General features: G+C 35.8%; 24 protein-coding genes. 16 read left to right on the top strand and 8 right to left on the bottom strand.

Features of this window, described 5'->3' with window-relative positions:
* Window positions 1-79: 79 nt before the first annotated feature.
* Complete coding sequence (locus tag A9G09_RS10720) at window positions 80-598, bottom strand: single-stranded DNA-binding protein (RefSeq protein WP_065634832.1); 519 nt, start codon at window positions 596-598, stop codon at window positions 80-82.
* A 212-nt stretch (window positions 599-810) separates the two neighbouring features.
* On the opposite strand from A9G09_RS10720, the gene corA reads away from it, so the two are divergent.
* The 4 genes from corA (at window position 811) to A9G09_RS10700 (ending at window position 3,956) form a co-directional block, all read left to right on the top strand.
* The gene (corA, locus tag A9G09_RS10715; RefSeq protein WP_065634831.1) at window positions 811-1,752 is read left to right on the top strand and encodes a magnesium/cobalt transporter CorA; all 942 of its coding nucleotides are present in this window, start codon (window positions 811-813) and stop codon (window positions 1,750-1,752) included.
* A gap of 553 nt (window positions 1,753-2,305) precedes the next feature.
* Window positions 2,306-3,277 (top strand): glucokinase, encoded by a 972-nt coding sequence (locus tag A9G09_RS10710; protein WP_065634830.1) that lies wholly within the window; start codon window positions 2,306-2,308, stop codon window positions 3,275-3,277.
* Window positions 3,278-3,288: 11 nt separating this feature from the next.
* On the top strand, window positions 3,289-3,537 hold the full coding sequence (locus A9G09_RS10705) for a YcgL domain-containing protein (RefSeq protein WP_081297552.1): 249 nt from the start codon (window positions 3,289-3,291) through the stop codon (window positions 3,535-3,537).
* Window positions 3,534-3,956, top strand: a complete 423-nt coding sequence (locus A9G09_RS10700; RefSeq protein WP_065634828.1) for a YcgN family cysteine cluster protein — start codon at window positions 3,534-3,536, stop codon at window positions 3,954-3,956. The genes A9G09_RS10705 and A9G09_RS10700 overlap by 4 nt, the downstream gene beginning before the upstream one ends.
* A gap of 30 nt (window positions 3,957-3,986) precedes the next feature.
* On the opposite strand, the gene A9G09_RS10695 is transcribed toward A9G09_RS10700, so the two are convergent.
* Together A9G09_RS10695 and A9G09_RS10690 are read right to left on the bottom strand one after the other, a co-directional pair.
* The gene (locus A9G09_RS10695; RefSeq protein ID WP_065634827.1) at window positions 3,987-4,544 is read right to left on the bottom strand and encodes a YggT family protein; all 558 of its coding nucleotides are present in this window, start codon (window positions 4,542-4,544) and stop codon (window positions 3,987-3,989) included.
* A 36-nt stretch (window positions 4,545-4,580) separates the two neighbouring features.
* Window positions 4,581-5,282 (bottom strand): YggS family pyridoxal phosphate-dependent enzyme, encoded by a 702-nt coding sequence (locus A9G09_RS10690; RefSeq protein ID WP_065634826.1) that lies wholly within the window; start codon window positions 5,280-5,282, stop codon window positions 4,581-4,583.
* A 35-nt stretch (window positions 5,283-5,317) separates the two neighbouring features.
* Here A9G09_RS10690 and A9G09_RS10685 point away from each other — a divergent pair, with 35 nt between their 5' ends.
* The 6 genes from A9G09_RS10685 to A9G09_RS10660 all read left to right on the top strand — a co-directional run bounded on the left by A9G09_RS10685 (window position 5,318) and on the right by A9G09_RS10660 (window position 10,861).
* Window positions 5,318-6,265: a type IV pilus twitching motility protein PilT gene (locus A9G09_RS10685; protein ID WP_065634825.1), complete on the top strand. Its 948-nt coding sequence runs from the start codon at window positions 5,318-5,320 to the stop codon at window positions 6,263-6,265.
* A gap of 266 nt (window positions 6,266-6,531) precedes the next feature.
* A complete protein-coding gene (locus A9G09_RS10680) occupies window positions 6,532-8,244 on the top strand; it encodes a hypothetical protein (RefSeq protein ID WP_065634824.1) in 1,713 nt (570 codons plus the stop codon).
* Between the two features lie 231 nt (window positions 8,245-8,475).
* The gene (locus tag A9G09_RS10675; protein WP_065634823.1) at window positions 8,476-9,018 is read left to right on the top strand and encodes a hypothetical protein; all 543 of its coding nucleotides are present in this window, start codon (window positions 8,476-8,478) and stop codon (window positions 9,016-9,018) included.
* Between the two features lie 105 nt (window positions 9,019-9,123).
* Window positions 9,124-9,933, top strand: a complete 810-nt coding sequence (gene proC, locus A9G09_RS10670; protein ID WP_065634822.1) for a pyrroline-5-carboxylate reductase — start codon at window positions 9,124-9,126, stop codon at window positions 9,931-9,933.
* Between the two features lie 308 nt (window positions 9,934-10,241).
* Window positions 10,242-10,451 (top strand): cold shock domain-containing protein, encoded by a 210-nt coding sequence (locus A9G09_RS10665; RefSeq protein ID WP_065634821.1) that lies wholly within the window; start codon window positions 10,242-10,244, stop codon window positions 10,449-10,451.
* A 128-nt stretch (window positions 10,452-10,579) separates the two neighbouring features.
* Window positions 10,580-10,861 (top strand): DUF5339 family protein, encoded by a 282-nt coding sequence (locus A9G09_RS10660; RefSeq protein ID WP_065634820.1) that lies wholly within the window; start codon window positions 10,580-10,582, stop codon window positions 10,859-10,861.
* 15 nt (window positions 10,862-10,876) lie between these two features.
* Here A9G09_RS10660 and A9G09_RS10655 read toward each other — a convergent pair whose 3' ends face one another.
* From A9G09_RS10655 to A9G09_RS10645, 3 genes are all read right to left on the bottom strand, one after another.
* Window positions 10,877-11,362 carry a thermonuclease family protein gene (locus tag A9G09_RS10655; protein ID WP_065798709.1) on the bottom strand — a complete coding sequence of 162 codons (486 nt, stop codon included), beginning with the start codon at window positions 11,360-11,362 and terminating at the stop codon, window positions 10,877-10,879.
* A 241-nt stretch (window positions 11,363-11,603) separates the two neighbouring features.
* The gene (fabA, locus tag A9G09_RS10650) at window positions 11,604-12,125 is read right to left on the bottom strand and encodes a bifunctional 3-hydroxydecanoyl-ACP dehydratase/trans-2-decenoyl-ACP isomerase (protein ID WP_065634819.1); all 522 of its coding nucleotides are present in this window, start codon (window positions 12,123-12,125) and stop codon (window positions 11,604-11,606) included.
* A gap of 147 nt (window positions 12,126-12,272) precedes the next feature.
* On the bottom strand, window positions 12,273-14,045 hold the full coding sequence (locus A9G09_RS10645) for a Lon protease family protein (RefSeq protein ID WP_218056907.1): 1,773 nt from the start codon (window positions 14,043-14,045) through the stop codon (window positions 12,273-12,275).
* A gap of 190 nt (window positions 14,046-14,235) precedes the next feature.
* On the opposite strand from A9G09_RS10645, the gene A9G09_RS10640 reads away from it, so the two are divergent.
* A complete protein-coding gene (locus A9G09_RS10640; protein WP_065634817.1) occupies window positions 14,236-16,008 on the top strand; it encodes a DUF3413 domain-containing protein in 1,773 nt (590 codons plus the stop codon).
* 20 nt (window positions 16,009-16,028) lie between these two features.
* On the opposite strand, the gene lipA is transcribed toward A9G09_RS10640, so the two are convergent.
* Window positions 16,029-16,988 (bottom strand): lipoyl synthase, encoded by a 960-nt coding sequence (lipA, locus tag A9G09_RS10635; protein ID WP_065634816.1) that lies wholly within the window; start codon window positions 16,986-16,988, stop codon window positions 16,029-16,031.
* A 13-nt stretch (window positions 16,989-17,001) separates the two neighbouring features.
* Window positions 17,002-17,619 (bottom strand): lipoyl(octanoyl) transferase LipB, encoded by a 618-nt coding sequence (lipB, locus tag A9G09_RS10630; RefSeq protein WP_065634815.1) that lies wholly within the window; start codon window positions 17,617-17,619, stop codon window positions 17,002-17,004.
* A 376-nt stretch (window positions 17,620-17,995) separates the two neighbouring features.
* Here lipB and aceE point away from each other — a divergent pair, with 376 nt between their 5' ends.
* The 5 genes from aceE to A9G09_RS10605 form a co-directional block, all read left to right on the top strand.
* Window positions 17,996-20,662: a pyruvate dehydrogenase (acetyl-transferring), homodimeric type gene (aceE, locus tag A9G09_RS10625; protein ID WP_065634814.1), complete on the top strand. Its 2,667-nt coding sequence runs from the start codon at window positions 17,996-17,998 to the stop codon at window positions 20,660-20,662.
* A 12-nt stretch (window positions 20,663-20,674) separates the two neighbouring features.
* Complete coding sequence (gene aceF, locus A9G09_RS10620; protein ID WP_081297550.1) at window positions 20,675-22,264, top strand: pyruvate dehydrogenase complex dihydrolipoyllysine-residue acetyltransferase; 1,590 nt, start codon at window positions 20,675-20,677, stop codon at window positions 22,262-22,264.
* Between the two features lie 16 nt (window positions 22,265-22,280).
* Window positions 22,281-23,705, top strand: coding sequence for a dihydrolipoyl dehydrogenase (gene lpdA / locus A9G09_RS10615; RefSeq protein ID WP_065634813.1), 1,425 nt, complete (start codon window positions 22,281-22,283; stop codon window positions 23,703-23,705).
* A gap of 303 nt (window positions 23,706-24,008) precedes the next feature.
* Window positions 24,009-25,709 (top strand): ShlB/FhaC/HecB family hemolysin secretion/activation protein, encoded by a 1,701-nt coding sequence (locus A9G09_RS10610; RefSeq protein WP_141671572.1) that lies wholly within the window; start codon window positions 24,009-24,011, stop codon window positions 25,707-25,709.
* Window positions 25,710-25,833: 124 nt separating this feature from the next.
* On the top strand, window positions 25,834-26,780 hold a 947-nt coding region (locus A9G09_RS10605; protein ID WP_141671559.1), incomplete at its 3' end, for a filamentous hemagglutinin N-terminal domain-containing protein.

Here is a 26,780-nt window from a genome sequence, read left to right as displayed (position 1 = left end):
ACATTAAGATAAGTATAATTGAAATTGATAAGATATGATACATGGGCGTAATAAAACGCCCAAAAAATCATTTGCTTGATTAGAAAGGAATATCGTCATCAAAATCCATTGGTGGTTCAGGGGCTTTAGGTTGTGATGCCGGTGCACTTTGAGTTGCTTGTCGGGTTGACGCTGGCGCTGATGAAAAATTATTTGCGCTTTGCCCCCAATTTTGTGAGCCATCATCAAAGCTTTCGTTACTTGAGCCACGCGATCCCAAAATTTGTAAGGTTCCCCCCATAGTATTGATAACTACCTCAGTGGTATACCGATCTGTTCCCGATTGATCTTGCCATTTTCGAGTTTGCAATTGTCCTTCAAGATAAACTTGCGTTCCTTTTCTAATGTATTCGCCAGCAATTTCAGCTAATTTACCAAACACGACAACTCGATGCCATTCAGTGCGATCACGGTTTTCACCGGTTTGTTTATCCTTCCATGATTCTGATGTTGCAACACTAAAATTAGCGACAGCATTACCATTCGGCATGTAACGGACTTCAGGATCTTGTCCTAAATTACCAACTAAAATGACTTTGTTTATTCCTCGATTTGCCATTATAAACTCCTAAAAATTGCATAAAGATTTAATTTCGATATTGTAGCATGAGACAGAAGTAACATCACCGTATTTAATTTAATTATGCGAGCTATTATCCATTTTTAAACATTGAGAAAGATTTGTCTCACCATAGGAATTTCTTATTATAACAGGTATAATGCCACACATTTGTTGTGTAGTGTTCTAAACATATTTTTACTGGAGGCCTTATGATTAATGCGTTTGGACTAAAAAACAAACAGTTAGTGAAAATTAATGAAGGCGATATAAATAATGCGACTTGGGTTGATTTAATTGAGCCAGAAGAAGCCGATCGTGATTTTGTTTTAACCCATTTAGGACAGAACTTAGCAACGAGCATAGAGTTAGATGATATTGAGGCGTCAGCCCGTTTTTTTGAAGATAACGAAGGATTACATGTGCATTCTTTCTTTTTTTATGAAGATGCAGAAGATCGTGCAGGTAATTCTACTGTTGCATTTACAGTCCATAATGGACGTCTTTTTACCTTAAGAGAACGAGATCTTCCTGCGTTTCGTTTATATCGAATGCGGTCACGATATCAGAGCATGATAGACGGTAACCCTTGGGAAGTATTGCTCGATCTATTTGAAGTTAAAGTTGAGCAGTTAGCCGATCAGATTGAAAATATCTATAGTGAATTAGAAGAGTTGAGCTTAATTATCATGGATCGCTCTTCGCAAGAACATTATGATGAAGCGATTACCTCTTTAGCCGAGTTAGAAGATACCGCATGGAAGGTAAGACTTTGCTTAATGGATAGCCAAAGAGCGGTGAACTACTTAGTTCGACGAGCAAAAATGCCCGTTGATCAGTTAGAGCAAGCACGTGAAGTTATTCGTGATATTGAGTCACTTGTTCCACATAATGAATCCTTGTTCCAAAAAGTAAACTTTTTAATGCAAGCTGCGACTAGCTTTATTAATATTGAACAAAGCCGAATTATCAAGATTTTCTCAGTGGTGTCAGTTGTATTTTTACCGCCAACGGTAGTTGCTTCGGCTTACGGAATGAACTTTGAAAACATGCCAGAATTGAAATGGGAATATGGTTATCCATTCTCATTAATATTAATGTTACTTGCTGGTGTCGCACCTTATATCTATTTTAAATTAAAAAAATGGTTATAGATAAAAGCATATTAAATATGGTTCGAAATTATTACTATATTGATTTATTATCGAGTTATCACCTTGATGTTAATCAAGGTTAACTCGTTAAGCATATACTCATAGTAGAAAGTGTTCATCTTGATGCTTATTATCAATGATTACTGTGCAAACTGTTGATATGCTTTGACTAAGTTTATGAGTAAAGATTATCAATTAATTTGAGACAAAAAGAGTAAAGAATCACAATTAGTTTATTAGTACTACTTTATAAATAGTATGACCAGTGTTAAACAAGAACAGTCATTTATACAATGACTACATATGAATAACGCCGAATAAAGCGAAATTCAAATAGTTCTTGCTTACTTTTTTAGGCGTACAATAATTGCATGGGTAAGAAGCAAAGCATCTTAAAATAACGTTATGTTTCACGCCAAAAATCATTGCTAGCGGTGAGATTTTTAACTTATTTGACTCGCTTTTTAACAAGTAGCTCAAAAATGCTTTAAATACCGATGATTTTGTACGCAGCAATAGGATTTAAAAACAATTTGTAATAGAAGGGAATAACATGAGTCAATATGCTTTAGTCACTGATATTGGTGGAACCAATGCCCGTTTTGCGTTGTACGATTTAATCACTAACAAATTATCTGCTATCACAAAAGTTCTGATTTCAAAAGATGATGATCTATTAGTTTTGATTAAAAACTATCTTGCTAATCAATCAATCAGTGTCGATATGGCCTGTATTGCAATTGCTTGCCCTATTGATGATACGGATATGGTGAATATGACCAATAATAATTTGTCGTTTTCACGTTCAGCGCTGATTAAAGCATTAAACTTAAAACAACTTGAAGTAATTAATGATTTTACGGCTGTATCGACCTCTATTCCACAATTAACCGATAAAGATTTAGTAAAAATTGGTGGGGATGACGCTGATTTAAATTACCCAATTGCGATTTATGGTGCTGGAACTGGTCTTGGTGTATCGCATTTAATAAAAGTTAATCAACATTGGATCAGTTTGTCTGGAGAAGGTGGGCATACCGAATTACCAATGACCAATGAGAAAGAAGATCGTCTTTTAGCTGAGTTACGCAAAAAGTTTGGTCGGGTATCGTCTGAGCGATTTTTATCTGGAAATGGTATTGTAAATATATACCAAGCATTATTAAACATTAATAATCAACCTATAGAAGAGATTACGCCTGATGTAATTGTCAAAAAAGCGTTGTCCAATAGCTGCCCACTCTGTTTAGAAACGCTAACCTATTTTTGTACTTTTATGGGACGATTTGGTGGTAATTTAGCATTAACACTGAACACACAAGGTGGCGTTTACATTGCTGGTGGCATCGTACCACGTTTTATCGAGTTTTTTAAATCTTCACCTTTTCGGCATGCTTTTGAAAACAAAGGGCGAATGTCGTACTTGGTTAAAAAAATCCCTGTTTATGTCATTACTCATGAAGATCCTGGTCTATTAGGTGCAGGTGTTTATTTACAAAATAGTCTTAATAAAATGAAGGAGTAGGTTCATCGGTTATGATGTGGTGTTATATTTATCGAAGTCCAAAAAAAGAAAATTGTTATTTATATCTGGAAAAGGAGAATGATTTTTCTACTATTCCTGAAAAAGTAATGTCAATTTTTGGTTCACCTGTATTGGTGATGAAAGTATTATTAGACGGTAAACGCCGTTTTGTTGTTGGTACTTCAGATGAAATAGAAGAAAAAATAAAAGCAGATGGTTTTTTCTTACAAATGTTAAAAGAAGATGATTTTAAAGTATGACAGAGCGATTTTGGGAATCTAAAACGTTAGATCAATTAACTGATGCACAATGGGAACAGTTGTGTGACGGCTGTGGTCAGTGCTGTCTTAATAAGTTGATGGATGAAGAGACCGAAGAAATCTTGTATACCAATGTCGCTTGTAACTTGCTTGATTCTAATACGTGTCGTTGTAAGCATTATCACAATCGTTTTAAATATGAGCCTGATTGTATTAAGTTAACGCGTGAAAATCTTCTTACTATTGAATGGTTACCGTTAACTTGTTCTTATCGTTACTTTTTACAAACAGGGCAACTACCCGAGTGGCATCCACTCATTACCGGTGATAAAAAGCTTATGCATCAGTTGAGGATATCAGTTAAGAATCGAATTGTGTATGAAAAAGATGTAATTTGTTGGGAAGATCATATTTTATAAAAGGGAGAATACTCCCTTTTTTAAAAGCTTTTATAATATTAGCCAAATACTTCCGACCACATCGATGGCAAATAAATTTAAGAACATTAGAATAAAGATAAAAATCATAAATGAAATATCAATCATGCCAATAGGTGGAACAATGCGTCGAATGGGTGCGATAAAGGGTTCAGTCAACTCTGCGAGTAGCTCATCAGCGACCGATTGTCCACGGCTTACCCAACTTAGGATAGCTCTAAATAACAGTAACCAAAATAATAAATGACCAAAGGCGTGTATCATAGCAGCAACGGCATATGCTAAATACTCAGGACTCCAAACTGGTGCATTAATCATGGCAAAATGTAAAATAAAAATAATTTTAACTAGCGCGACCAGATAGAAAATTAACCAGGTTGCACTATCAACTCTTCCTATTGACGGAATTACTTTACGTAATGGTCCAATAATGGGTTGAGAAATGCGAACTATAAATTGAGTAAATGGATTATGAAAATTAACTCTTACACTCTGCATCCATAGACGTAAAATGATCACATACAGACAAACAGTTAAAACAGCTCTTCCCAAGAAGATCAGTGATATCATTTAACACTCCTAAAAATTTTATAAGCTTGCAATATATCATAAATACTGCCTTGCGCCAAAGATCGCCGAGCCAATTCTAACCATAGTACTGCCTGCAACGATTGCTGCTTGCATATCAGCAGACATTCCCATAGATAATGTATCAAGAAATGGATAATCTATTTGTAGTGATTTTAAAAGTTGCTGCATCTGCTTAAATACATCTAATTGCTTGTTAAAATCATTCTCGATTTCAGGAATAGCCATTAAACCACGTAAATTCAAATTGGGTAATGCTATAACTTGCTTAACTAACTCAGCGACTTGATTGGGTGCAATACCAGACTTGCTCGCTTCTTGGCTTATATTAACTTGAATTAATACATTAAGTTTATTCATATTGGCTGGCCTTTGCTCATTTAATCGCTGAGCGATTTTAAAACGATCAATTGTGTGCATCCAATCAAAATTTTCTGCCACTAATTTTGTTTTGTTTGATTGTAATGGGCCAATAAAATGCCAAATTAAAGGGGCATTGGGCATATTTTGTTTAAAAAATTGAATTTTTTCGACGCCTTCTTGAACATAGTTTTCGCCAAATGCAAACTGACCAGCACTAATAGCTTGTTCGATTAATGTCACAGGTTTTGTTTTACTGACGGCAATTAGTTCTATGCTATTGGGATCTCTTTCGCATTCTAACGCAATATCTTTAATTTTGTTTTTAATGGTGAGTATATTGTCATGTACTGTATTCATGTGAATCCCGAATCAAAGTTAGTTGGAATAATTGAATGTTAAATTCATTTTTGGCTCTTAGTGTAACGCAAAATGCCTCTGATTTGCACCTTTCAAGTGGTGAAGCTGTGTGTATTCGGATTAATGGGCAATTACAATTTTTATCAGAACACAGGTTATTGCCAATAAGTTTAGAGACGGAGTTATTATCGTTATTAACTGGCGATCAAAAACAACAATTATACCAAAATAAGCAAATTGACTTCGCTTATCAGGTAAAGGAATTAGGCAGATTTAGAGTGAATATTTTTTATCAATATCGAGGAATCTCAGCTGTTTTTCGCATAATTAAACAACACATTCCGACCCTTGCCGAGATAAATGCGCCTGAAATTTTTAAACAACTTATCAATTATGAAAGTGGCATTATTTTAGTTACCGGTTCAACAGGGAGTGGTAAGTCAACCACACTAGCATCATTAATTAATCACATTAATTTTAATCAATCAAAGCACATATTAACCTTAGAAGATCCGATTGAATTTATTTATCATAATCAAAAATCATTAATTCAACAAAGAGAGTTAACAAATTTGGAGCAGACTGTTGATAGCCTTTTAAGACAAGATCCTGACATAATATTGCTTGGGGAATTACGTAACAAAAAAACTATCCAAACCGCATTAACAGTAGCTGAAACAGGGCATTTAGTTTTTGCTACGTTGCATACAAATTCCGCTATTGAAACTATTAATCGTATTATTGATGTATTTGAAGACAGTTCACAAGATTTTATTCGTACTCAATTATCTCATAGTTTGAAGGCAATAATAAGCCAGAAACTAGTCACCACCGAAAATGGACGTAAAGCTTTATTTGAAGTGTTAATTAATACCCCCGCAGTAAGTAATTTAATTAAAGAAGGCAAAGTTAAACAAATTTATTCTTTAATGCAAACAGGGCAACAATATGGTATGCAAATTATGCCCAAGCAGTTTGAATAGTTTAAAAAAATCATAAAAAATAGATTGTTACCAATTTAAGACTAAAATAGTTATCGTTTTATTGGGTTGATCATTATTATAATTTTTACATTATTTGCTAGGAAAATGATGCAATTATATTATGATATATTTAATAATATCTGGTATCATTTGCGAGCACTTGATTACTTAATCTAATTGAGTTTTAATAATTAAAAATCAACCTATTGAATTTTATGAAAAAATTAAGTAAATCGCTACAGGGAGTGGCAAAAATATGTTAAAATGTGGTCTTAATCGGGCATCGGGCATCGGGCATCGGGCATCGGGCATCGGGCATCGGGCATCGGGCATCGGGCATCGGGCATCGGGATTTATTAGCGCATCAAGTCGTTAGCGGTCAGCAAACTTTTCAATCTTTATTACCGAACTTATCACCAGTTCCTTTTATAATTTCTTTTTCTATCTATCTACTAACTATTTCAGTTTTATTGTCGCATCAGCTTACTAAAGCGACATTGTTTTATGCAAAACAATCATTATTAAGTAGATGGTTAATAAAATTAGTAATAGCCAGTCCTCTATCTTCTTGTTTACTAATATTGTTGTTGGTTGATACGGTATTGATAAATACGGCTCATGGTCTAACAACACAAACAGCGCAGGTAATAAATGGAAAAGGTCCTTATTTAAGTTTTGATGACGGAAAGACCGAGTCGGATACGGTTTTGCCACTATTATCGTTGACCTTACCAAATAAGAAGAAGATATTGGCATCCGAAGATAATTCAAGTATGACTAATCCTATTTTAATGGATGGCGGCTCTGTCACATTTAATGATATAAAAACAAGTATGCCCTTTACTAGTTACCCTTCAACTACTTTAGCGAATGTAATTGTGAAAAACAATTATTGGCGCGATGAGGATGGAGATAAACTTTTAACGATAACGGGGAATCTAAAGGTAAAGTGGGAAACAGCTAATGGTGATGATGTGACAAATTATGTCAAGTCAAATCCAAATTATCAGTTAAATGCGTGTCAATCACCGTATAAAATGACGATGAGTGCCGATAGTGGATCGTTAGTAACGACTTTTGGCATACCAAGTATAAGTATATTCAGTGGTGGAAGTCATAGTTACTATCTACATTATAAAGTTCCGAAAACGTGTTATGCTAAACCTAGTGTTATCAATGGTAGTGGTTTTTTTGCCGGTCCTTCAGAACAATGGGATCCAAGCAAGGGTTTTAAATTACAGGATGTAAATCAACCCGAGTCTAATTTTCCAACGACGGGGTCAAATGGTTTGAATTTTTCATTAATGGTTGAGGGGATTTCTGCACAAGCGGCCATTATACTCAATGGTTCAGTGGTTAGACCGGTAGAAGGGTCTGGTGTAACATTACAATTAACGGCTCGAAGTAGTAATATGATTGATGTTAAACTTATTGGACCAAATAAAGATTCCGCAAATAAGTGGTTTTCTCCAACTACATTTAAAATTTATGGGGATAATAAAAAGAAACTACTGCTGTATTCATTTAAGATATCCCGTTGGTTTATTGCTGATCCAAGTGGTGCTAGTGGATTAGGGCAAGTTGATAGTGACTATGAAAAAACCAAAAGCTTCTGTAATGGTTTATTATATTATCGAATACCAAGTGTTCGCGATTATACCAATGGCAATGGTAATGATTGGAATGGTGGTTTACCTAATTTCACTCATTTAGATTACCAAAGAAGAATTAGTTATAAAGATAGCTCAGCAAAATGGGTTGGTGGAATATTTAGTGAATGGGGTATGACTTATACTGATGAAGGCGAATATGCTGCTAGCGACTGGCGTTATTGGCATGGCTACTGGACAAGTGATATTTACAGTGATGGTAATCCATTTTATGTTGATCCGAGTTTGGTTGGTGGTGGTTCTGGTATTAGCCATAAATTTCCTCAAAACTATATTAATATTAGAGCTGCTTGTGTGAACAATTACTAATAACACTAAAGCACTAATATTATTTATTTCAGCAGCTAACGGATTTAGATATAAAACATAATAGAACATTAACCTTATGCTTGTAGTGCGAAGCACACCAAGCAAGTTGAAAAAGGTTAACATGGCATAAGAACCTTATTGCGCAAAGCGCGGTAAGGTTCTAAAAAATTGAATAAATTTTAGTCATTAGCTGTTTTAAAATTCCAAAGAATTATTAAAATTAGATATCAAATGAATACTCAAGAGAAAATCAATTTAACAGAAAATTGTTCAGCCGTGTGCTTTATTAAAGATAGTGGTTTATTTTGTAGACTTTATAATCAGTCAGCTTACATTGTTACTCAATTGCTTAAGCGTTCTTTAAAATTACAAGTTAAACAAATAAAAAAGCTAGATAATCAGTATGTGATTAGTTGTGGTTTACCAATAAAAAGTGTTTTAACTTATTTTCCTCACGTCAATAAAACAGATTGGGGATATCAATTGAATGGCGAGTTTGATACCCAAGCTTATCCAAAATGGCGGGCTGAGCAAATATCATTAGTAGAGAATAAAATTAAACAACAAAATATTGCTTTAATACCTGAGGATATTATATCGCAAACTCATTTTAATTTATTAAATTTGTCCCAAATTTTCCGATTAACATCACATCAAATAGCTTATTTAATCAATCGTCCAATAACAAAATATCCGAGCTATACAGATAATCAGTTTTTGAACGAATTAAAACGTTGTTTAATAAGGCATTCTATTGAACATCAAAATAAATGATCTATTGATCCATCTGAAATAAACAAACTCATAAAATTTTGAACTTCAGCTAAAAAGTACTCTATAATAATTAGATAAATCATTCTTTGATAGGAGTATAAGTAAATGGAACAAAAAATTGGATTTATTGGTTTAGGAAATATGGGAAATGCCATTTTACAAGGGATTTTATTAAGTAACATTGTTCCAGGATCTCAGCTTTATGTTTATGACCATCATCCAGAAAAAGGGCAACGCCTTAATCAAGAATATGCTGTTAATAATCTCAATTCCGAGCGTGAAGTTGCGCGTGAATCGGATATTGTTTTTATTGCGGTTAAACCAAATGTCATTGTAGATGTATTAAATGATATTCAAAAAGAGTTAAAAAAGAATACGATTGTTATCTCAATTGCAGCAGGTGTCACAATTAAAACTATTGCAAAAAGCGTTGGTTATGAGCAAAAGATTATTCGAGTGATGCCAAATACGCCGGCATTAGTAAATGCGGCAATGTGCTCAATTACCCCTAACACAGAAGTGACAGACGATGAATTAACAATCGTGCAGTCGTTATTGAATTGTATTGGTGAAACCGAAGTTGTGCCTGAATATTTGATTGATGCGGTTGTTGGTGCTAGCGGATCTTCACCTGCATTTGTATTTATGTTTATTGAAGCGATTGCTGATGGTGCTGTTAAAGGTGGTTTGTCGAGAAAACAAGCTTATAAATTTGCAGCACAAACGGTGTTAGGATCGGCTAAACTGTTACTTAAAACCGGTAAACATCCTGGTGAGTTAAAAGATATGGTTTGTTCGCCTGGTGGAACAACCATTGAAGGTGTACAAGTTCTTGAAGAAAAAGGATTTCGAGCGGCAGTTATCGATGCAGTAGAAGCAACAATCAAAAAATCGAAAGATTTGTCCGAAAAATAAATTGTTAAGTGTGACATATTACTCTAATAGAAATTCATTTTGTATACCTTTCTGTTAGAGTAATGAAATGTTGAAAGTAAAACATTTCTTGCATTCAATCGAAATTTATGCGTTAATAGTTACCAGCATATAACATGCAGATTTATTTTGTAACATTTAGATATTCGCAGTTTGTAGTTTACTTTATATCAGGGATTCGTATTAGTTTTCTTCAGTCTCCTCTTCTTAGTGTTAATAAGTAGTCTAGGTTTTATGTTTTAAAGATGGCCGTCAGCGGCTAAGATTAATTTATTTATAGGAAGATTGTTATGTCTAAGAAAACTGGTCAAGTTAAATGGTTTAATGAAAGTAAAGGTTTTGGTTTTATTTCGCCTGCAGATGGCAGTAAAGATGTATTTGTACATTTTTCAGCGATTTCTGGTGATGGCTTTAAAACTCTAGCTGAAGGTCAACAAGTAGAATTTTCTATCCAAGATAGTCCTCGTGGTCCAGCTGCTGCTGACGTTGTTCTAATTTAAATACCTCCCTTCATATCCTATCTTATCAGCAACTATTTGCTGGTAAGATAACAAGCAAAATAATTCTACATATATACTTTTAAAAAATACTTTATAACGTATCAATAGTAAAATAATATGAGGAAAAAATGAAAAAATTACTACTTACCATCTCATTACTGGGATTATCTTCTTTTGCTATGGCAGACTTATCAGCGTCTTGTAAAACTTACTTTGATAAAGTGGATAACTTAATTAAAGCCATTCCAGATAATGCAGCGACTAAACAACAAACGGATATGTTGAAACAAAATTTAGAAATGGGTAAAAAGCAAGTTATTGCAATGTCTCAAGCTGATCAAGAAAATGCTTGTAAGAAAGGATTAGATGCATTAAAACAAGCAGAAGCAGCATTATCTTCTAAAAAATAATGCGCTAAAGTTTATTTATCGTTTATTACGATGTCGAAAATCCCAAGGGGCTATAGGATTTTTATCTTTCCAAAGCCCTTTTTTGTTTTGTTTGGCTTGCGTTTCTAATCTTATCATTTCTTGATTATTCGCTATTCCTTTATAACGGTAAGCCCAAGCATAGCCGCTTTCAACCATCTTAGCATTGATATTTATCTTATTCGAAAATACAGTACCTAATGTTCGTTGGTATATATCTTTTTTACTCTCTTTTATAAAAACAGCTTTACCAGCAACAAGTGACGCTAAATATTTTCTCGACACATTGCCATAAGCTTGTTTTTTTTCGGGCGCATCGATATCTAACAATCTAACTCTAATTTTTTGTTTAGCGTTGGTTAATACATCAATTGTATCGCCATCAATCACTTTGACTACTTTGCCTGCAAAATCAGCATAAACAAAAGAACTGAATAAAAAAGAAAAAACACTAATAATAAAAAAACGTTTCAACAAAATCATATTTAACAACTTAAAAAATAAACTTATTATGGTGATTACTATCAATATAATGAACTAGTTTATATTGTTATAAGGAATATAATTCGGTCATAGGTAAAATAGCTAACTTAGTTGAGCTGCAATGAAAAATAGCAAAAACACGTTGCTATTAATGATACCCAACCAACCACTACTGTCTACTAAATAGTTAGTTTAGCCTTACAACATGCGCGTTATAAGGCTAAGTAATCTTAGCTATGAATTAAAATTCGCTGGTATCTTTAAATAATCCAACTTTTAGATCAGTTGCTTCATAAATTAATTTACCATCAACATAAACTTCGCCATCCCCAATTCCCATAATTAATTTACGGTTAATGACGCGTTTAAAATGAATTTTATAAGTCACTTTTTTATTTTTTGGCAGGATCTGACCTTTTAATTTTAATTCACCAACACCAAGGGCGCGTCCTTTACCTTTACCGCCAATCCAACCAAGATAAAAGCCAACTAATTGCCATAATGCATCTAAGCCCAAGCAACCAGGCATCACAGGATCATTTTTAAAGTGACATTTAAAGAACCACAAATCAGGATTGATATCGAATTCTGCTTCAACATAACCTTTACTATAGTTGCCGCCATCTTCATTCATTTCAATCACACGATCCATCATTAACATTAGATCAGAAGGTAAAGGAGGACCATCATGACCAAATAATTCACTATTGCCTGATTTAATTAAATCTGCTTTATCGTACGAAGACTTACGTTCAAATGTCATAAAAAAACCTTTTATTTGTTGTTATTACTTTCATGGTCAAAATAACGGTATTATTAATATCCATGTTATAAAAATAGATAGTGCTTAAACAGTATCAGTTTAACTCATTAATAAATGAGATTTTGCTTTAAAGTGTATTGGTTATTATTATTTTTTGCAATATTTTTGCCATCTACTCAACCAACTGTCGTGTTTTTTATCTTGCAGTAACAGTGATTGCATGCGCGCCTGAATCAATTTGTATAAACTAATACCATGCTCATCTTTATAGGGAATACTCGTTAGTAAATACAAGGCATCGGCAATATGCTCAACTGCCCAAATTGAAAATTTATTTTCTATCACTGCATTAATCACTTCATCGCTTAAACTCAAATGGCGTTGGTTACTGGCGGGAATAATAACACCTTGGTGGCCAGTTAAACCTTGATGCTGACAAACGGCAAAAAAACCTTCTATTTTTTCATTTACGCCACCAATTGACTGTACATGACCAAACTGATCAACTGAACCGGTAACAGCTAATTGTTGATCGATAGGCTGATTGGATAATGCACTAATAAGTGCACAAAATCCAGCAAGTGAAGCACTATCACCATCGATTTCACTATAAGATTGTTCAAACACTAAAGATGTTGAAAAAGGTAATTGATGATTTATCGCAAATTCAGACATCATAAATGCTTGCATTATCATCATTCCTTTAGAATGAATGTTGCCTGCAAGGTCAGTTTTACGTTCAATGTCAATCAATTCACCATCACCAAAATGAATAATGCAACTTAAACGAGAGGGTTCTCCAATGGCTCTTGGATAACCTGGATATTCAATGACAGATAACCCATTTATTTGCCCAACAACCTGATCTTTGGTATTAATCATTATCTGGTTGGTAAATATTTCATCATAAAACCGCTGAGTTAAATAACTTTCGCGCCAGAGCTTTTGCTTGATTGACTTGCTTATAGCTGACTCATCAATGACACTATTTTGCATATAATGGGCAGCATTAACTAATAAGGCGTAAACCCAATCAACCGCCATCGGAAGATAAAATTGATCGCCGGTATAACGTGTTGCTTCTTTATATAACCTTGTGAATGCTGATTTATCAATATGTGGTAAGTTTTGATTGTCAGCTAAAAATTCTAAGTAATTAAACCACTGTTCTATCTGTAAAGGTGAGTTAACGGCTAATTCGTTTTCAAACTCACTATAAATTGAAGTAGAGTAAAACTCGGGATCGAGATCTTGTAATTCGGTTAAGCTTAATCTATCACCGACTAAAATAATGCGTAAATCAAGAGGCATTTTGGGAATAGCAATAGGCAATGGGTGTAATTCATCAGCAGAAAACCATTCAAATTCTTGTTTTATCACCATCTGTTTTAATTTAAACCACAATGATGGTTGGGCAAGTAACGAGCGAAGTCCTAAAATCAAAAAACCACCATTGGCTTGATGAACTAATCCTGCTTGTAATTTGATAGGATCATTTTCCGGTTGTCGAACGCAGCCTAATAGCATTTCACTATCGAAAGAGAGGGCTGTTAAACACGTATCTTGAACAGCGAAGTTATCTTGTTTACTTTTGGCCTTTGTTAGCGTGATTTTGTTATCATTGATATAATAACTAAAGCCTAAAATAGAGGTTGAAATACTAGGTTTGATTGCTTGTTTAAATAAACTAAAAAACAGTTCGCTTTCTGTCCCTTTTAGGAGCATAAACCGAGGGGTATAAGTTTGCTTTTGCTTTGGGCACAATAGTGAAAAGGCATCGGCAATTCGTGGTTGCCATGTCAATAAATTATTTACCTCTTTAGTGGCTAAATCAGAAGGTATTTTTTTGTTATTAACGATGATTTCGATTTGTTTTAAATCTGGTTGAAGCTGTTGTGCTTCGAGTTGTTTGATTGCCAAAATGAGTATCTTTTTTGTTAGCCAAATAAATCTTTAAATTATAGCAAGTATCGATTGTAACGCCAACAAATTACCGAGATCTTTATGCTAACAAATAAAAAATTTACAGAAAGATTTTTCAAAATCAGGTAAACTATGCCATAAATTAATAGTTACTAATCATTGTTATCATCATTGCCAACAATTAAATATGCTCAAACTTAAAAATAATCATTTTAAAGATGAACAAGTTTCACAAATTGTGAGCTGGGGACACTGGTTTACATTATTTAATATTTTTGTCGTAATTATTCTTGGTAGTCAATACTTGATGATTGGGGACTGGCCTCGCACATTTATGGGAAGATTTTATGCCATTATTAGTGCGATTGGGCATTTTAGTTTTTTGACTTTTATTGCTTACTTGATTTTACTTTTTCCATTAAGTTTTTTCATTTATTCATCAAGATGGCAACGCATCATTGCAACAATTATAGCTACTTTAGGTATTACCTTACTTTTAATAGATATTGACGTTTTTTCGCATTTTCGAATGCATCTTAATTTATCGATTTGGCAATTGCTAACTACACAAAAGGCTTCTTTTTTAAGTACAGCATTTATTCTTATTCCGTTTATCCTCCTTATTGAGATTTTATTTGCAATCTGGAGCTGGAAAAAGTTACGTAGCCTTACTAAACGAAAACGATTTGCAAAGCCTGTTGTGCTTATATTTATTCTTTGCTTTATATCTTCCCATCTTATTCATATTTGGGCCGATGCTAATTTTTATCGACCAATAACCATGCAGCGTTCAAGCCTGCCACTGTCTTATCCACTTACCGCAAGGCATTTTCTTGAGCGTTATGGTTTTATTGAGCAAAATGATTATCGTAATCGAGTTATTCAAGAAGGTAATCCATTCGCGCTTGCAATTGAGTATCCACTTGGACGTATTACATTTAATACCGAACAACAGATGAAAAATGTAGTAATGATTGCTATAGATGGGTGGAATTATGACTTGCTTTGTAACAATATGCCTTGGTTAAATCAATTTGCGCAAAACAATCTCTTTTTTGCTAATCATTATGGTGCAAGTAATCAGTCATATTTAAATGATTTTTCATTGTTTTATGGGTTAGATCCAAATTATTACAACAGTATTTTAGCGAGTCACAAAACTTCGGCTTTAATTGATGCGGTGATAAAGCAACATTATAATTTAGGATTATTTTCGGCAGATGGTTTTGCTGAACCTCTCTATCGTTATGCATTACTCTCTAATTTTACATTGCCAGAACCTAAAAAACAGACTAATCGACAGGTGACGGATAACTGGATGGCATGGCATGACAAACAGAATGAATTGGATAACCATGCACCTTTATTTTCTGTCATTCAATATTCACTGGGCTTTAAAAATAAAAATATACCGATAGCGGAATTAAAAACAGAGGCAAAAAAATTAGATCAGTATTTAGAATCGATAATTAGCTACTTAAAATTATCAAATGCATTCGATAATACGATTATTGTTATCACTGGTTCAAATGACATTAGTGTTAATGAAAATTTGAAAATTGCTTTACGTGATAATACAAAAAGTTTTAGTCGTGAATCACTAAAAGTACCGTTAATTATTTCTTGGCCAAATAAAGAGATGAAACAAATTAGTGATGTAACTACGCAAACTGATATTTTGAGTACATTAATGCAAGAAGCATTTAACGTTACCACACCACCTCAACAATATAGCCAAGGTAAAAACCTATTTGATCAAAAATCTAGACAATGGATCATTGCTGGTAATGAAAACGAAATAGCTGCGCTTTATAGTGATAAAACTGTTGTACTAGATGAATTTGGACGTTCAAAAGTTTATGATTTAAATGATAAACTAGAAAAAGATGAGAAGATAAGCTTACCAATATTCTTACAAATTGTAACTGAAAACCGTCGGTTTATGGTTTATGATGATTAAAAGAGTAAAAAAGGTGAAGATTACTTCACCTCTTTTCCCATGGCTTGTAAATCGGCATGATAAGATGAACGAACAAATGGGCCGCATGCGGCATGAGTGAATCCCATATTTAATGCGATTTGTTTTAACTCATCAAATTCTTCCGGTGGCACATAACGCTCAACCGGTAGATGATATTTGCTTGGTTGTAGATATTGACCTAACGTCAGCATAGTTACGCCATGAGTGCGTAGATCTTTCAATACCTGAATCAGTTCTTCATTAGTTTCACCAAGTCCCACCATTAAACCAGATTTTGTGGGTATTTCAGGATGTCTTTCTTTAAAAGCGGCTAATAATTTTAGTGAACCTTGATAACTCGCACCGGGACGAATTTTTTTATATAAACGAGGAATGTTTTCTAAATTGTGGTTAAAGACGTCGGGTGGATTGTCACTTAATACCTTAACCGCTTCATCAATGCAACCACGAAAATCCGGCGTTAAAGTTTCAACTTTAATATTAGGACTTAATGCTCTAATTTCTTTGGTACACGAAGCAAAATGGCTCGCGCCTCCATCTTTAAGATCATCACGATCTACCGAGGTAATTACTACATAACGCAGTCTCATTTCTTGTATAGTTTTAGCTAATTTTATGGGTTCTTCACGATCTGGCGGTAAAGGTCGCCCGTGTGCAACGTCACAAAATGGGCAACGACGCGTACAAATATCGCCTAAAATCATAAAAGTCGCGGTTCCATGATTAAAGCACTCAGCTAAATTAGGACAAGAAGCCTCTTCACAAACTGAATGTAAACCGTGTTTGCGCATGGTATTTTTAATATGCGAAATGTTATCAGAATGAACCGGTAATTTGATTTTCATCCATTCTGGCTTTTTCAGTGGCGCTACATCTTCAACTGTAATGGTTGGGATTAATCGTGTTTTATCAGCATCACGATATTTTGAACTTCTGATTATTGTTTCATTATTTTGCATAATTTATATCTTATTAGTTTGTTAACTGCTTGATGAAATTATTGGTTAACAATTGTTTTATTTTTTTACGATCAATTGGCGAGACATATTCTTTTAATTGTGTCATTTGTAATCCTGCATAACCACAAGGATTGATATTTTGAAAAGGTCCAAGATCCATATCAATATTCAATGCAAGCCCATGCAATGTGCAGCCTCTTTTAATATGTAACCCGAGTGAACAAATTTTCTTATTATTTATATACACACCCGGTGCATCGACTTTAGCGTAAGCTATAATACCATAGTGTTGCAAAGCATCGATGACACTCTTTTCCAAATAACTGACAATATCACGAATGCCGATCTTACGTCGTTTCAAATCAAATAATATATACATAATTTGCTGACCAGGTGCATGATAGGTAATTTGTCCGCCGCGATCAGTTTGTACAATCGGAATATCTGTTTTGCATAACAAATGTTCTGGCTTGCCAACTTTTCCTTGAGTAAAAACAGGATAGTGCTCAACTAACCAAATTTCATCCAATGTTTGTTCATTGCGATTAAGTGTAAATTCATGCATGGCTTGATAAGTTTGCAGATAGGGCTGTATATCTAAATCCTTAATAATAATATTTTCTACTTTCATCTTCACTGTAGCTTTAATCTGCCATTTTTATCAAAAACTTACATCTATATATCAGATTTTACTATAACTTGACAATACATAGCTAATCACGGTATAACCAATCTCATTAATTCAGATAAATTAATTTTTATTAAATTTGATTTATATCAATTGATTATGATCTTATTTAAATCAATAATTGAAATGGTTGATTAATTTGATAGGAATTAACATTCTTTTCTAAACTATGGTTTGCTTTACTTTTTCTTTGAAAATGGCAGACTTATACTAAATAAGCTCCGTAATGCAGAGTAGAAGGTTATAAGTTAGTTATGGCTTAAGTTATAGCTAAGGATAGCAAAAGCTGCATTTTTTTTAACAAAAAAGAGGTTTTTATATGTCGGACATGCAAGTGAATGATATCGATCCTATTGAAACACAAGATTGGCTAAAAAGTCTTGATTCAATTATTCGTGAGGAAGGAATCGAACGTGCACAATATATTATTGAACAAATAGTCAATAAAGCCAAAGATGGTGGTGTACCTTTACTTTTTGGTTCTTCAACCAGTAACTATATCAATACCATCCCTGTAGAAGAGGAGCCTGCATATCCGGGGGATTGGGAAATTGAAAGACGCATTCGTTCAATTGTTCGTTGGAATGCTATTATGATGGTACTTAGAGCGTCTAAAAAGGATTTAGAGCTTGGCGGTCATATGGCATCATTCCAGTCTGCTGCTACATTTTATGAAGTTTGTTTTAACCACTTTTTCCGCGCTAGAAATGAAAAAGATGGTGGTGACTTAGTTTATTTCCAAGGTCATATCTCACCAGGTATTTATTCACGTGCATTTGTTGAAGGTCGTTTGACTGAAGAACAATTAGATAATTTCCGTCAAGAAGTTCATGGTAAAGGGTTATCATCTTATCCTCATCCAAAATTAATGCCTGAATTTTGGCAATTCCCAACTGTTTCTATGGGATTAGGTCCGGTTAGTGCGATTTTCCAAGCTCGATTCTTAAAATATCTAAACCATCGTGGACTAAAAGATACTTCAGAACAAACTGTCTATGCATTTTTAGGTGATGGTGAAATGGATGAGCCAGAATCAAAAGGGGCAATCACAGTTGCAACTCGTGAAAAACTAGACAATTTAGTTTTTGTTATCAACTGTAATTTACAACGCTTAGATGGCCCTGTAACTGGTAATGGTAAAATCATCAATGAACTCGAAGGTGTATTTGCTGGTGCGGGTTGGAATGTCATTAAAGTGCTTTGGGGTGATCGTTGGGATAAATTATTACAAAAAGATAAATCAGGTAAATTAATCCGCCTAATGAACGAAACACTTGATGGTGATTACCAAACATTAAAATCTAAAGATGGTGCTTATGTTCGTGAACACTTCTTTGGTAAATACCCTGAAACTGCTGCCTTAGTTAAAGATATGTCTGATGAAGAGATCTTTAGATTAAATCGAGGTGGCCAAGATCCATCTAAAATGTTTGCTGCATTTATGCGAGCAAAACAAACTAAAGATCGACCAACTGTAATTTTAGCTCATACTATTAAAGGTTATGGTATGGGTGAAGCGGCTGAAGCGAAAAATATTGCTCACCAAGTTAAAAAAATGAATATGGATGGTGTTCGTCATGTTCGTGATTTCTTCAATATTCCTGTGACAGACGATGCACTAGAAAAATTACCATATATTAAATTTGAAGAACATACACCTGAATACAAATATATTCATGAACGTCGTAATGCGCTGCATGGCTATGTTCCGTCAAGATTAACCAAGTTCTCTGGAACAGTTTCAATTCCACCATTAAGTGAATTTGCACCATTACTTGAAGCACAAACTAAAGAAATTTCAACAACAATTGCTTTTGTTCGTGCTCTTAACATCATGCTTAAGGACAAAGAGTTAGCACCACGTTTAGTGCCAATTCTTGCTGATGAAGCACGTACTTTTGGTATGGAAGGCTTATTCCGTCAAATTGGTATCTATAATCCACATGGACAACAATATACCCCACAAGACAGAGAACAAGTCGCTTACTATCGTGAAGATGAAAAAGGTCAGATTTTACAAGAAGGAATCAATGAATGTGGTGCGACAGCTTCTTGGATTGCTGCTGCAACTTCATATAGTACTAATGATTTCCCAATGATTCCATTCTATATTTATTACTCAATGTTTGGTTTCCAACGCATTGGTGATTTAATGTGGGCAGCTGGCGATCAACAAGCTCGCGGATTTATGATCGGTGGTACATCTGGACGCACAACCCTAAATGGTGAAGGTTTACAACACCAAGATGGTCATAGCCATATTCAAGCTTTAACTATTCCTAATTGTATCTCTTATGATCCTGCATATGCTTATGAAGTCGCTGTAATTATGCAAGATGGTTTACGTCGTATGTATGGCGAACAAGAAAATGTTTACTACTACATTACAACTCTTAACGAAAATTATGCGCAACCAGCAATGCCAGAAGGTGCTGAAGAGGGGATTCGTCGAGGTATTTATAAACTTGATACTGTTGCAGGTCAAAAAGGTAAACCAACTGTTCAATTATTAGGTTCAGGTTCTATTTTACGTCACGTACGTGAAGCAGCTGATATTTTAGCAAAAGATTATGGGGTTAACTCAGAAGTCTACAGTGTAACATCATTTACCGAGCTTGCTCGTGATGGACAAGATTGTGAACGTTACAATATGTTACATCCAAGTGAAACACCAAAAGTGCCTTATGTTGCACAGGTGATGAACAACAATCCAGCGGTTGTCTCAACTGACTATATGAAACTGTTTGCTGAACAAATCCGCGGTTTTGTTCCTGCCGAAAGTTACCGAGTATTGGGTACTGATGGCTTTGGTCGCAGTGATAGTCGAGAAAACTTGCGCCATCATTTTGAGGTAGATGCATCTTACGTTGTTGTTGCTGCATTGGGTGAACTTGCTAAACGTGGTGATATTCAAGCTAGTGTGGTTGAAGAAGCCATCAAAAAATTTGAAATCAACCCAGATAAACTCAACCCACGTATTGCATAAGAGGTAAAAAGAATGAGTATAGAAATAAAATTACCCGACATTGGTGGTGATGAAGTTGAAGTAACCGAAATTTTAGTCAAAGTCGGTGATAAAGTTGCTGTTGACGATAATATTATGACTGTTGAAGGTGATAAAGCGTCAATGGAAATTCCAGCACCACAAGCAGGCGTAGTCAAATCTATCATTGTGAAAGTTGGTGATAAAGTAAAAACTGGTGTTGCTATTATGGAATTTGATGAAGATGGTGCAAGTGCACCAGCTACCAAAGAAGAGCCAAAATCAGCGCCAGCTGCATCTGCTGCTCCAGCCGCAAGTCAAATTGTTGATGTCAATGTGCCTGATATCGGTGGTGATGAGGTTGAAGTCACTGAAATTTCGGTTAAAGTTGGTGATAGCGTAGCAATCGATGATAACATCATTACTGTTGAAGGCGATAAAGCGTCAATGGAAGTGCCTGCAACCGTTGCCGGTGTCGTTAAAAATATTGTTGTTAAAGTTGGCGATAAAGTTAAAACTGGTTCTAAAATAATGGAATTTGAAACTGCTGCAACTAGCGCGCCGGCAAAAGCAGACACTTCAACACCGGTGTCAACACCCGCTCAAGTAGCTGCGGCGCCTGCAACAGTAGCCGAGCCGGTTAAGGCGTCAGCTCCAGCAGCGGCTGGGAATGATTTTGTTGAAAATGATGCGTATGCACATGCAACACCATCTGTTCGTCGTTTAGCTCGCGAATTTGGCGTTAATCTTGCTAAAGTGACACCAACAGGTCCTAAACATCGTATTTTACGTGAGGATATTCAAGCTTACGTTAAAAATGCGGTTAAACAAGTTGAAAGTGGCAATGCGGGTGGTGCATTACCTGGCTTATTACCATGGCCAAAAGTTGATTTCAGTAAATTTGGTGAAGTAGAATCATTACCATTAACTAAGATTCAAAAAGTATCTGGTGCTAATTTACATCGTAACTGGGTGATGATTCCGCATGTTACTGAATTTGATGAAACAGATATTACTGATCTAGAAGCATTTCGTAAGCAACAAAATGCTGAAGCTGATAAGAAAAAACTTGATCTTAAAATCACACCACTTGTGTTTATTATGAAAGCGGTGGCAAGTGCGTTAACGGCTTACCCACGCTTTAACAGTTCATTATCTGAAGATGCACAAACCTTAATCATTAAAAAATACATTAATATTGGGGTAGCAGTTGATACGCCAAATGGTTTAGTAGTGCCGGTATTTAAAGATGTGAATAAAAAAGGTATTGTTGAACTTTCACGTGAATTGGCTGAAATTTCTAAAAAAGCGCGTGACGGTAAATTAACAGGTTCAGACATGCAAGGTGGTTGTTTTACTATTTCTAGCCTAGGCGGAATTGGTACCACTTCATTTACACCAATTGTAAATGCGCCTGAAGTCGGAATTTTAGGAGTGTCGCGTTCAACCATGAAACCTGTTTGGAATGGTAAAGAGTTTACACCGCGCTTAATGTTACCATTGTCATTATCATTCGATCACCGCGTGATTGATGGTGCTGACGGTGCACGCTTCTTAAGCCATATTGTTAACGTATTATCCGACTTACGTCGTTTAGTGATGTAGTGGAGGAAAATAGATTATGAGTCAAGAAGTTAAAACACAAGTTGTGGTTTTAGGTGCAGGACCAGCGGGATATTCCGCTGCGTTCCGTGCAGCCGATCTTGGTTTAGATGTCATCTTAGTTGAACGTTACTCGACGTTAGGTGGTGTATGTCTGAACGTAGGTTGTATTCCTTCTAAAGCATTACTGCATGTTGCTAAAGTAATGGATGAAGCTAAATCATTAACTGAACATGGTATTCATTTTGGTACCCCAAAACTTGAATTAGATAAAGTACGCGGTTGGAAAGAGAAAGTCATCAATCAGCTCACTAATGGATTAGCGGGTATGGCTAAAATGCGTAAAGTCAACGTAATTCAAGGCGAAGCGCAATTTACTGGTAGTCATACTATGGATGTGACATCGTCAAAAGGCATTACCAAAATTACCTTTGATAATGCGATTATTGCAGCTGGTTCTCGTCCAATTACATTACCATTCATTCCTCATGAAGATCCGCGTATTTGGGATTCAACCGATGCATTAGCGTTAACCACCATTCCTAAAAAATTATTATTAATGGGTGGGGGCATTATCGGACTTGAAATGGGTACTGTCTATCATGCCCTAGGTTCAGAAGTGGATGTGGTTGAAATGTTTGACCAAGTGATCCCTGCGGCTGATAAGGATGTGGTTAAAGTTTTCACTAAACAAATCCAGAAGAAGTTTACTCTAAGACTGGAAACAAAAGTCACTACCGTTGAAGCAAAACATGATGCCATTTATGTCACCATGGAGAAAAAAGACGGAACGACCGAAACACATACTTATGATGCCGTGTTAGTCGCAATTGGACGTACCCCAAATGGTAAACTAATTGGCGCTGAAAAAGCTGGCGTAAATGTTACCGATCGTGGCTTTATCGAAGTTGACAAACAAATGCGCACTAATGTACCGCATATCTATGCGATAGGTGATGTTGTTGGTCAACCAATGCTTGCGCACAAAGGTGTGCATGAAGGGCATGTTGCTGCTGAAGTGATTGCCGGTAAAAAACACTTCTTCGATCCAAAAACTATCCCTTCAATTGCTTATACCGAGCCAGAAGTGGCTTGGGTTGGCTTAACTGAAAAAGAAGCCAAAGCTAAAGGTATTGATTACGAAGTTGCAATCTTCCCATGGTCAGCATCAGGACGAGCGATTGCTTCTGATTGTTCAGAGGGTATGACAAAACTGATCTTCAATAAAGCTGATAATCGCTTGCTTGGTGGTGCGGTTGTCGGTGTTAATGGTGGTGAGCTACTAGGTGAAATCACTTTAGCTGTTGAAATGGGATGTGATGCAGAAGATATTGCATTAACTATCCATGCTCATCCAACATTACATGAATCAATCGGCTTAGCGTCCGAAATTTATGAAGGATCGGTAACCGATCTACCGAATGTAAAAGCGAAGAAAAAATAGTTAAAACAGACTTTTTAATTGTATATAAAATGCCATTAGTATTAAAAATGCTAATGGCATTTTTATTTCGATTAACAATCCCATTTTCAACGCCAATAACAAACGCAGTATTTAAACTTTTTATTCATTGGTATGATTTAAATTCAGGACGTTACATCTCAATCAACTTATTAATATTTACATAAAACTTACAGTAAAATCACAAACATTTACACCGAATTTACAACCTGTGTATACATATCGGTTATTACTCATTAGTATGGCCGACATGGTTTTATGTGTCTATTTTGTAGCGTTGTGATTATGTCTTTCTCCGTAAAAAATTTTGTATTAACGGCTGTCATTACTATTTCGCCGTCTTGTTTATTATTCGCCGAGCCGCCACCGATAAAAGTTATTAGTGATGGGCAGCTTATTCATCAACAAGAGCGCGACAAGGCTTTACAAGAAACATTGACGCCCGCCACTCCCGATATCCGTTTATTACCGCCATCAACCCACACCGGCGAACTTAATTTTCCTACTGAATCATTATGTTTTGTTATCAATCAAGTGCAGTTACTTGAGCGGGATAAATTACCCTGGTTTATTCCCTTAAATAAATTGGCTAAACAGGCTGAGCACCACTGCTTAGGCTCGCAAGGTGTTAATTTATTGATGAAAGCGATACAAGACAGACTGATTAGCTATGGTTATATCACCACGCGAGTGGTGGCGCCAGAACAAGATTTGGCAAGTGGTAAGTTGCAACTATTATTGGTTGAAGGTAAAACCCGGCATATTTATTACAGTGATGATAGTGATAACTATGCCCAGCTTTATACAGCCATGCCAGCACGCGAAAATCATCTTCTGAATTTACGGGATATAGAGCAAGGACTTGAAAATTTACAACGATTACCGACAGTGAGTGCTCAAATGAAGTTAGTGCCGGGTGATAAACCGGGCGAAAGCGATATTGTTATTAGCCGCAACCAAAGCAAGATGTGGCGACTGGGGTTGTCAGTTGATGATTCAGGGACCAAAACAACAGGGCGAGACCAAGGCGGGGTGACATTTTACTTAGATAATCCCTTATCGCTAAGTGATTCCTTTTATGCCTCAGGCGGGCATGATATTAATGGAAAAGGTAAATATGGCTCACGCAACTATTTGCTGTCTTATTCAATCCCGTTTGGTTACTGGTCGTTAAGTGCATCTTTGTCAGGCAATAAATATCATCAAAATGTGGCAGGTCAAAATCAGGATTACCAGTACAGTGGTCGCAGCCGCAATGCCAATATACAACTGAGTTATGTGCTGCATCGAAATGAGTCACAAAAAACCACATTAAGTTATGGCCTAATGTTACGTCAGTCACATAACTATGTTGATAATACCGAGATTGAAATCCAACAACGAAAAACCACAAGCTGGCAATTGGGCATTGCTCACCGGCATTACATTGACAATATTACTATCGATGCCGGCGTCACTTACCAAAAAGGGGTTCGTTGGTTTAATGCAAAAAAAGCGCCAGAGGAGTACAACCCGGAAGACAATGGCAGCGCCTTGTCAGATATTTTCTTAGTTAACTTTTCTACCAATGTCCCTTTCACCTTAGGTGAACAGCACTTTCGTTATCGTTTAGATTATCAGGGACAATATACGCGTGGCTCACACTTAACTTCACCGGACCAGTTTTCTATTGGTGGGCGCTGGAGTGTTCGGGGCTTTGATGGTGAGCTCACATTAAGAGCAGACCGCGGCTGGTATCTTCGTAATGAATTGGCCTGGCAAGCACCCTTTAATCATGAAACCTATTTAGGTCTTGATACCGGTGAAGTATCGGGGGGTAAAAGTGAGTATCTGCTAGGGCGGCATTTAACCGGTGGCGTATTGGGATTACGGGGAAACAATTATGGTTTTTACTATGACCTGTTTGCTGGCAAGCCAATTCGCAAACCGAAAGGTTTTCAAACCAATCCGCTGGCATTAGGTTTTAGTGTGATGTGGAATTATTAGGTTGAATAACAAGATGTATGTTGTGTTATGTGTATAACTAACAGCGAATAAATAAAAAACATAAAAAATAAAAATAAAAATAAAGCTAAAGATAAAGATAAGGGATAGGAATAAGGAATAGATTATGAATAAGCGCTTATACCGAGTAATTTTTAACAAAAAACGTAATATGCAAATGGTGGTTGCTGACATTTCGAAAACAGCAAATGGTCAGGCAAAAACCACCACAGATACGCAACAAACTGCGATTGAATCTATTTTTGCAACGCTCAAACCGATAAGCTTATTCGTATCTATTTCGCTGGGTTTTGTCACGCTGACTTCGCCGGTTTATGGCAGTCAAATAGTGGCGGATAACCAAGCTGGCCGCAACCAACAACCGATAGTGATATCAACGGCGAATGGCGTGACACAAGTCAACATTCAAACCCCGAACAATAAAGGGGTATCGCATAACAAATACAAACAATTTGATGTATCACAGCAAGGTGCGATATTAAATAACAGCAGTAAAATCAGCCAAACACAAATTGCGGGTTATGTACAAGGTAATGAACTATTAAATAAAACCGGGCCGGCAAAAATCATATTAAACGAAGTCAATTCACGTAATCCCAGCCAATTAAACGGGGTGGTTGAAGTTGCCGGTCAAAAAGCGGAGGTTATTATTGCTAACCCTTCCGGCATCACCTGTAATGGTTGTGGTTTTATTAATGCCAGTCGAGGGACCCTCACCACCGGTAAACCCATTATCAATAATGGTGAAATAAATGGTTACCAGGTTGAACAAGGACACATTACCGTAACCGGTAAAGGGCTTGACAGTTCCGGGCAAAACTATACTGATTTGATAGCACGTACGGTATCGATTAACTCGGCAATATGGGCCAATGAAGCGAATGTAATCACCGGTCGTAATCAGGTCAGTTACGATACACAAACTATCACCCCACTAGATAACGCTACTGACAATAAACCGGAAGTTTCGATTGATGTTTCACAGCTTGGTGGAATGTATGCTAATAGTATTCGTATGATTGGTACCGAAAAAGGGGTGGGTGTGCATAATGC

It is taken from the genome of Gilliamella sp. wkB292, assembly GCF_001690235.1.
In the GTDB taxonomy this organism is placed as follows: Bacteria; Pseudomonadota; Gammaproteobacteria; order Enterobacterales; family Orbaceae; genus Gilliamella; species Gilliamella apicola_F.
Note: the sequence above shows the minus strand (reverse complement) of the source record. Positions and strands in the feature narration are given on the sequence as shown.